Source organism: Gammaproteobacteria bacterium (assembly GCA_013003425.1).
In the GTDB taxonomy this organism is placed as follows: domain Bacteria; phylum Pseudomonadota; class Gammaproteobacteria; order Steroidobacterales; family JABDKV01; genus JABDJB01.
This window is the reverse complement of the sequence record JABDJB010000003.1, coordinates 49,057-55,836: the sequence shown is the minus strand read 5'-3', so window position 1 is coordinate 55,836 and position 6,780 is coordinate 49,057. Positions and strand designations below refer to the sequence as shown.

Sequence of the window (6,780 nt, the reverse complement as noted above, 5' to 3'; positions counted from 1 at the left end):
AGTGAAGCCAGGATTGCCGCTCTGCCCATTTTTCCTCCCCTGGTACCAATGCTGCGTACCGCAACTTCAGAATCAGGCAATCCTGTGGTAGCTGCATTACGTATATTTACAGTCACCTGCCGGCTAGACTCGGCCATATAAGTCCAATGACGGCACTGTCCGGCTGAGAAAAACCATGTCACGCATTCTGATATCTCTGGGCCTGCTCCTGCTGGCCGCGTCTTGTGCATTGCAACCAAAAGAGCCGCGCAATTCCCTGCTGGCAGGCGAAGTCATGGCGGTGGCTTACTCGGGTTTTCGTGCCGGCCAGCACCCCGACCGCGGCAGCGGCGCGGTCAACCCGAGCGATGCGCAAATCCTGGAAGACCTGCAGATTCTGGTTGCTCATGGTTTTCGGCTGATTCGTCTTTACGATGCGGGCAACAACAGCCGCACCACCCTGCAGCTCATTCGCGACCACGCCCTGCCACTGAAAGTGCTGCAGGGTATCTGGCTGTCGGCTGAGTTCAGCAACCACGAAGGCTGCCCCTGGCTGGACCAGCCGATTCCCGATGAAGTGCTGGCAAAAAACGCAAAGAACAACCTGGCTGAGCTGCAGCGCGGTATCGGGTTGGCAAAAGAGTTCGATGACATCGTTGTTGCGGTAAACGTCGGCAACGAGATGCTGGTCAGCTGGAACGACCACATGGTTCCACTGGACAAAGTCATTGCCTACGTGCGTCAGGCCAAGGGGGCGATTGGACAGCCAGTGACAGTGGCCGAGAACTACGTGTGGTGGCGCGAAGACGGCGCGCTGCTGGCGCGCGAGGTCGACTTTGTCGGCGTGCACACCTACCCGGTGTGGGAAGAAAAGACGATCGACGAGGGCCTGGCATACACCCTGGAAAACCTGGCGGGTGTACGTGCAGCACTACCGGGCCGGCCGATTGCCGTGCTGGAAGCGGGCTGGGCTACGACGGCTCGCGAGTTTGGTGCACGCGCCAGCGAGGCGAACCAGGCGCGCTACTACAATGAGCTCAGTGACTGGGCGCGGGCCAGCAATACCACAGTGTTTTTCTTCGAGGCGTTTGATGAGCCCTGGAAAGGTAATCCCGCTAACCCGCTTGGCGCTGAAAAACACTGGGGCCTGTTCTTTGTCGACCGAACACCAAAGCAGGCCATGCGCCGCGGTGGTACGCTGAAATAATCCCGTAACAGCCGGAGGTTTCATGGAGCTGTACCACAAACTCAAGCAGACTGCGCTCGCAGCAGAACTGACCGATGAGCAGGCCCGGATACTGGCTGAGCTCGGTTCGACAAGCGAGCTGGCCGAGGGTGAGTTCCTGATCGAGGAGGGTGCCAGCGACGATTCGTTGTATGTTCTGCTCGATGGCCGGCTGGAGGTGGTCAAGCAGGCCGGAATGGGTGAGGCAGTCACGCTGCACATCCTTCGCCCGGGAGATATCAGCGGCGAACTGAGTTTCGTCGATCGACAACCACACACGCTGAGCTTGCGGGCGTTGTATCAGTGCAAGGTGTTTGGCCTTCGGCGCGACCGGTTTGAGACCCTGATCACCCGCGAGCCACGGCTGGTATTCGAGGTGATGTGCGCGATCATGCGATCAGCCCATGCGATCCTGCACCGTATGAACCTGCAGCATATGGAGCTGACAAATTACGTCTACAAGCAGCACGGCCGCTACTAGCTGTCGCCGGGTAATAATTACCGATTGTCAGTTTTCGCGTCAATCGTGGCATTCCGTATGTTGTAAGCGCCGGTGTATCGGCGGAAAATCAAGTCGTATGGCCTCGACCGGGGCCAGTATGGGGGATTATCCGATGAAACAGCTGGTAAATGTTCTGTTCTGGTTTGGCGTTATTTCGATTCCACTGTCATGGATTGCCTGGTGGGTCGCGCCCGAGGTGGGTACACAGGCCCTCCAGGGCATTACCGATCCGGCCATGCTTGCCGCGCTGGAAGAAGCGCACAAGCAGCGCTGGGGTATCTATGTCGGTCACTGGCCGGTCACGTTGCTGGTATTGAGTCTCATTCTCGAACGCCGGATAAGTTGACCCGGTAGAGCACGGTCGCAATAACAGCAGTGACTGAGCAGGTCACGCACGATGTCCTGATACTCGGCACCGGGCTGGCCGGCCTGCGTGCCGCGCTGGGTATTGCGCGTAGTCTCGGCGACCAGGCGGACATCGGCCTGGTGTCAAAAGTACAGCTGATGCGCTCGCACTCGGTTTGCGCCGAGGGCGGTACCGGGGCGGTGCTGGCACATGATGAAGGCGACAACTTCGATCTGCACGCCTGGGATACGGTCAAGGGGTCCGACTTCCTTGCCGATCAGGACGTGGTTTATCGCTTTGTCCATCAGGCGCCAGAGGAGATCTACGAGCTGGACCGTCTGGGCCTGCCCTGGTCGCGGCGTGATGATGGCCGCATCCTGCAGCGCGATTTCGGCGGCCACAGCTTTCCGCGCGCAACCATGGCGGCCGACAAAACCGGTTTCCACGAGATGCAGACGCTGTACGACGGGCTGCAGCAGTTCGGCAACTACACCCGCTACGATGAAGTGTTTGTCACCTCGATCATCGTCGAGGAAGGCCGGTTTTGTGCGCTGACGGCCATCGACATGCTGACCGGAAGATTCCTGGCACTGCGCGCCAGGACGCTGCTGATTGCCAGTGGCGGTGCCGGCACGCTGTACGGATTTACCACCTACTCGCAGACGGTCACCGGCGACGGGCTGGCCATGGCCTATCGCGCTGGCCTGGCGCTGGAAGATATGGAGTTCATCCAGTTTCATCCCACCGGCCTGGTGCCATCAGGAATTTTAATCACCGAGGGCTGCCGCGGTGAAGGTGGGCACCTGCTGGACCGCGACGGCAGGCGCTTCATGGCCGACTACGCCAAAGGCAAGATGGAGCTGGCGCCGCGCGACATCATATCGCGCGCAATGATGACCGAAATCGATGCGGGTCGCGGTTTTAGTCAGCCCGATGGCCTCGATTACCTGCATCTCGACCTGCGTCATCTCGGCGCCGAGAAAATCCACGCGCGGTTGCCTCTGATTCGCGAGCTCTGCATGAAATTTGTCGACATTGATCCGATCGATGCGCCGATACCGGTACGCCCCGTCGCACACTATTCCATGGGCGGCATTGCTACCGACATCGAGGGCGCTACCGGAATCGACGGGGTATGGGCTGCCGGCGAAGCAGCATGCGTGTCGCTGCACGGGGCCAACCGGCTCGGCACCAATTCCACCGCTGAGTGCCTGGTATGGGGCGGCATCTGTGGCGAAAACATTGCGCAATCTCTACAGACCGGCGCAGCTCTGGCGGCACTAACGGATAGCAGAGTTGCGGCGGAAGAGCAGCGTGTTTTTGGCGACTTGCTGCAACGCGACGGATTTGAGAACCCCTATCAACTCAACCACGAGCTGCGCCACCTGATGGACGAGTATATGGGCGTGTTCCGTACCGGTGACGGGATTGGTGCCGGGCTAGAGAAATTGAGCGAACTGCGTGCGCGCTTTGCCGACATCCACATCGAAGACAAGGGCCGCATCTACAACAGCAATCTCGTTAATGCCCTGGAGCTGGAAAACCTGCTTGACCTGGCCGAGGTGGCGATGAGCTCGGCTCTGGCACGCGAGGAATCGCGCGGCGCACACGCCCGGCGCGATTTCAGCGAGCGAAACGATGAGACCTGGCTCCGTCATACACTGGCCAGGCGCGGCCCGGACGGACCGTCAATTGGTTACAAGCCTGTAGCTATCACGCGCTGGCAACCGGTAGAGAGAAAGTACTAGCATCGGGCGATGGAGCGTAGCAGCGAAAATATCGGCATCGTGCGCTGGCTGGCTGGCGGCCGGCGAGGTTTCGAAGGCTACCTGTATATCCTGCATCGCATCAGCGGCCTGGCCCTGCTGTTGTTCCTGGCCATGCATGTCTTTTTTACCGGCGCCCGACTGCTTGGGCAAGAGGCGTGGGAGCGCCTGCTGGCCGCGACACAGGGGCCCGTGTTCGTGTTTCTCGAATACCTGGTGTACTGCGCGTTCGTGTTTCATGCATTTAACGGCGTGCGCCTGATACTAATCGAGCTTGGGCTCGCAGTGGGCCGGCCTGATCACCCGGTGTTTCCCTATCGTGGCTCCATACACAAGCAGCGCCCACTGATGATCGTACTGATGGTCATCACCGCTGTGCTCATCGTGCTGGGTGGCTTCGAAGTTTTGCGTTTTCCACACGGATGAAACCGATGCAGGAAACCGGATACTGGTTGCTCAACATTGTTTGCGCCGTGGTCATTCTCTTGCTGCTGGGCGCGCACATGGGCGTGATGCATCTCGATGCAATACTTGCCGCGGTCTTCGGCATTACGCCAGAGCCGCTGGCGTGGAAAAACATGGTCGCGCGCGGCCACAGTAACGCGTACACCTTTACTTATATCGTCTTGCTGGCAACGGCGCTGTATCACGGCTTCTATGGCCTGCGCACGATGCTGCTCGAGTTTTTTTCCGGTGAACGCTCAGAGCGTGCAATAACGGCCACCTGCGTAGTTGCCGGTGTCGTGCTGTTTGCCGTCGGTTCCTACGTCACCGTCATGTTTCCGCAGGGGGCCGGCTGATGACGCAGACGATTTTCAGGATTCGCCGCTACCGGCCCGGTCAGCAAGAAACCTGGTGGCAAGATTTCACTATTGAGACCCATCCCGGCATGACCATACTCGAAGGTTTGCAGCAGATACGTGAGAAGCAGGATGCAAGCCTGTCGTGGCGCCATTCGTGCCGCATGGGTGTCTGCGGGTCCTGCGGCATGGTGATGAACGGACAGCCGGGACTGGCCTGTAATACGCAAATACACGCTGTAAAGGACGATCTGGTCAGGCTGGAGGCGCTGTGGAATTTTCCTGTTGCCAAGGACCTGGTGTCTGATCTCACGTCAATGTTTGACCGGCACACCGCCATCGGCCCGTATCTGCGGCGCGACCACGATGCCGCGCGCCCCCGGAGCGAGCTCAAGCAATCACCCGCGGAGCTCGATGACTACCTGCAGTTCACCTCATGTATTAAATGTGGCGTGTGCATGGCAGCCTGCCCGACGCTGGCCAGCGACGCAGGTTTTCTCGGGCCGATGCCGCTGACAGCGGCCCATCGTTATAACAGCGATTCGCGCGATGCTGGATTTGCACAGCGCAAGGAAACAATGGCGCAACATCACGGCGTTACCCATTGTCATTATGCGGCCGAATGCAGCCGTTCCTGCCCGAAAGGGGTCGATCCGGCGCGCGCAATCCAGCTGATGAAGCGCGACCTGGTAGCAGACATGCTCGGTGTGCGGCGCAACCAGCTGGCGCAGCCAGTGGCAACACAGGAGCCGGTGATACGCGAGGAACTCACGGCGCCGGCATTTACCGTAGCGGACAAGTAACCGGGAACGCCCGGCTGATATTTTTGCGATACTTTTTGTATTGATGCCGCGAGGAGAGACTCGTCATGACTGATATCAAGCTGCCGGATGAACTGGAGGCGATCAAGCGACGCGGCTACGTGGTCTGGGCCGGCGATGCGCCGTCCGCCATGCTGGCGGAGCGCTTCGAAGGCGGCTCGATGAGGGTCGGTGGTATTCGCCACGTGCGCATCTGGGGTCTGCAGGTCGACGACGAACGCGAACTGCCGGGTCACGAGCGCACTTCTATCCCTGATGAAGAGCTCTGGCAGGTGGAACTTATCGCCGAAGACGGTTCCAGGTATGAAGTCAACGCAACGCTGGTAAAGCCTGCGCCCGAAATCAGGTAACGCCTGCGGCAGTCGCAGGTACTGGCTACAGCCTGGCGGCGAGAATAACCACCGTCAGCCACAGCGAACCGACCGCGTGTATCGCCAAAGTGGTCTTGATGCCGGTTTCAAGCACCGCGCCGTCGTCACTCACGATCGTGCTGCCCGCTTTCCAGCCGCCGGCAAACAATAACAGCGGCAGGACCAGCGTCCACCACGGGAAGGCCCCGAAGGCAACCAGGACGGCGACGGCCGCGACGGCAACGAGGTGTAGCAACACATAAATCCAGCGCGTCGTACCGAGGCCGAAACGCACCGGCCACGTGCGTTTTCCGGCCTGTTCGTCGGCGTCCCGGTCGGGCACCTCGTTGATCAACAGGATCGCGGCCACCCAGCAACTGATCGGAACGGACAGCAGCAGCACCGGGACCCCGATTGCTCCCGACTGGATCCAGGCGGCACCGCAAACCGGCAGAATTCCGCACCCCGCCGCTACCGCCATTTCGCCGATACCGCGGGCGCTCAATTGCACTGCCGGTAACGAATAGAGCATCCCCAGCGCCATGCCGGCGAGCCCGAGGTACAGCACGCCCATGCCCTTCATATAAATGAGTATCAAGCCGAGGGCGATGGCAGACAGAAACAGTATTTTGGCCCAGCGCTGCATTTGCTCCAGCGTGAGAATGCCATTCTGGATAAATCGCGAACCGCCGGTAAACGGATGAATGCGTCCGGCATTATTGCGATCAGTGCCGTTGAGGTCGTCACCGACATCATTAAAAACGTTGCTGGCGGCCTGTACCGCTACTGTCGCAAGCATGGCGACAATTGCGGCGGCCAGGTCAAGCTGCCCGGCGCTGGTGGCTCCCCAGGCGGTGCCGGCGAGGACCGGCAGGATCGAGGCGGTGAAAAACTTTGGCCGCGTAGCGAGGAAGTAGCGACGCACAACGGCGCCGGGGGATGAGCCACTGAGAGCAGCGACTGTTGGTTCATTCATGTTATTACTCTCTCC

General features: G+C 59.8%; 9 protein-coding genes. 8 read left to right on the top strand and 1 reads right to left on the bottom strand.

Annotated elements, in window-relative coordinates; genetic code table 11:
- The first annotated feature begins 175 nt into the window (after nucleotides 1–175).
- The 8 genes from HKN06_00285 (at nucleotide 176) to HKN06_00250 (ending at nucleotide 5,789) form a co-directional block, all read left to right on the top strand.
- Nucleotides 176–1,186: a glycosyl hydrolase gene (locus HKN06_00285; protein ID NNF59742.1), complete on the top strand. Its 1,011-nt coding sequence runs from the start codon at nucleotides 176–178 to the stop codon at nucleotides 1,184–1,186.
- A gap of 22 nt (nucleotides 1,187–1,208) precedes the next feature.
- Nucleotides 1,209–1,685, top strand: coding sequence for a cyclic nucleotide-binding domain-containing protein (locus HKN06_00280; GenBank protein ID NNF59741.1), 477 nt, complete (start codon nucleotides 1,209–1,211; stop codon nucleotides 1,683–1,685).
- Between the two features lie 133 nt (nucleotides 1,686–1,818).
- Nucleotides 1,819–2,052: a hypothetical protein gene (locus HKN06_00275; protein ID NNF59740.1), complete on the top strand. Its 234-nt coding sequence runs from the start codon at nucleotides 1,819–1,821 to the stop codon at nucleotides 2,050–2,052.
- A 29-nt stretch (nucleotides 2,053–2,081) separates the two neighbouring features.
- Nucleotides 2,082–3,800, top strand: coding sequence for a succinate dehydrogenase/fumarate reductase flavoprotein subunit (locus HKN06_00270; protein ID NNF59739.1), 1,719 nt, complete (start codon nucleotides 2,082–2,084; stop codon nucleotides 3,798–3,800).
- Nucleotides 3,801–3,809: 9 nt separating this feature from the next.
- Nucleotides 3,810–4,244, top strand: a complete 435-nt coding sequence (locus HKN06_00265) for a hypothetical protein (GenBank protein NNF59738.1) — start codon at nucleotides 3,810–3,812, stop codon at nucleotides 4,242–4,244.
- A 5-nt stretch (nucleotides 4,245–4,249) separates the two neighbouring features.
- Nucleotides 4,250–4,618: a hypothetical protein gene (locus tag HKN06_00260; protein NNF59737.1), complete on the top strand. Its 369-nt coding sequence runs from the start codon at nucleotides 4,250–4,252 to the stop codon at nucleotides 4,616–4,618.
- On the top strand, nucleotides 4,618–5,421 hold the full coding sequence (locus HKN06_00255; GenBank protein ID NNF59736.1) for a succinate dehydrogenase/fumarate reductase iron-sulfur subunit: 804 nt from the start codon (nucleotides 4,618–4,620) through the stop codon (nucleotides 5,419–5,421). The genes HKN06_00260 and HKN06_00255 overlap by 1 nt, the downstream gene beginning before the upstream one ends.
- Before the next feature lie 65 nt (nucleotides 5,422–5,486).
- Nucleotides 5,487–5,789: a hypothetical protein gene (locus tag HKN06_00250; protein ID NNF59735.1), complete on the top strand. Its 303-nt coding sequence runs from the start codon at nucleotides 5,487–5,489 to the stop codon at nucleotides 5,787–5,789.
- 25 nt (nucleotides 5,790–5,814) lie between these two features.
- On the opposite strand, the gene HKN06_00245 is transcribed toward HKN06_00250, so the two are convergent.
- Complete coding sequence (locus tag HKN06_00245) at nucleotides 5,815–6,765, bottom strand: prenyltransferase (GenBank protein NNF59734.1); 951 nt, start codon at nucleotides 6,763–6,765, stop codon at nucleotides 5,815–5,817.
- Nucleotides 6,766–6,780: the final 15 nt, after the last annotated feature.

Excerpts from the sequence above, each read along its gene's own strand:
- HKN06_00285 (NNF59742.1), top strand. The coding sequence starts at position 176 with ATGTCACGCATTCTGATATCTCTGGGCCTGCTCCTGCTGGCCGCGTCT.
- HKN06_00275 (NNF59740.1), top strand. The coding sequence starts at position 1,819 with ATGAAACAGCTGGTAAATGTTCTGTTCTGGTTTGGCGTTATTTCGATT.
- HKN06_00255 (NNF59736.1), top strand. The coding sequence starts at position 4,618 with ATGACGCAGACGATTTTCAGGATTCGCCGCTACCGGCCCGGTCAGCAA.
- HKN06_00260 (NNF59737.1), top strand. The coding sequence starts at position 4,250 with ATGCAGGAAACCGGATACTGGTTGCTCAACATTGTTTGCGCCGTGGTC.
- HKN06_00280 (NNF59741.1), top strand. The coding sequence starts at position 1,209 with ATGGAGCTGTACCACAAACTCAAGCAGACTGCGCTCGCAGCAGAACTG.
- HKN06_00245 (NNF59734.1), bottom strand. The coding sequence starts at position 6,765 with ATGAATGAACCAACAGTCGCTGCTCTCAGTGGCTCATCCCCCGGCGCC.
- HKN06_00250 (NNF59735.1), top strand. The coding sequence starts at position 5,487 with ATGACTGATATCAAGCTGCCGGATGAACTGGAGGCGATCAAGCGACGC.
- HKN06_00265 (NNF59738.1), top strand. The coding sequence starts at position 3,810 with ATGGAGCGTAGCAGCGAAAATATCGGCATCGTGCGCTGGCTGGCTGGC.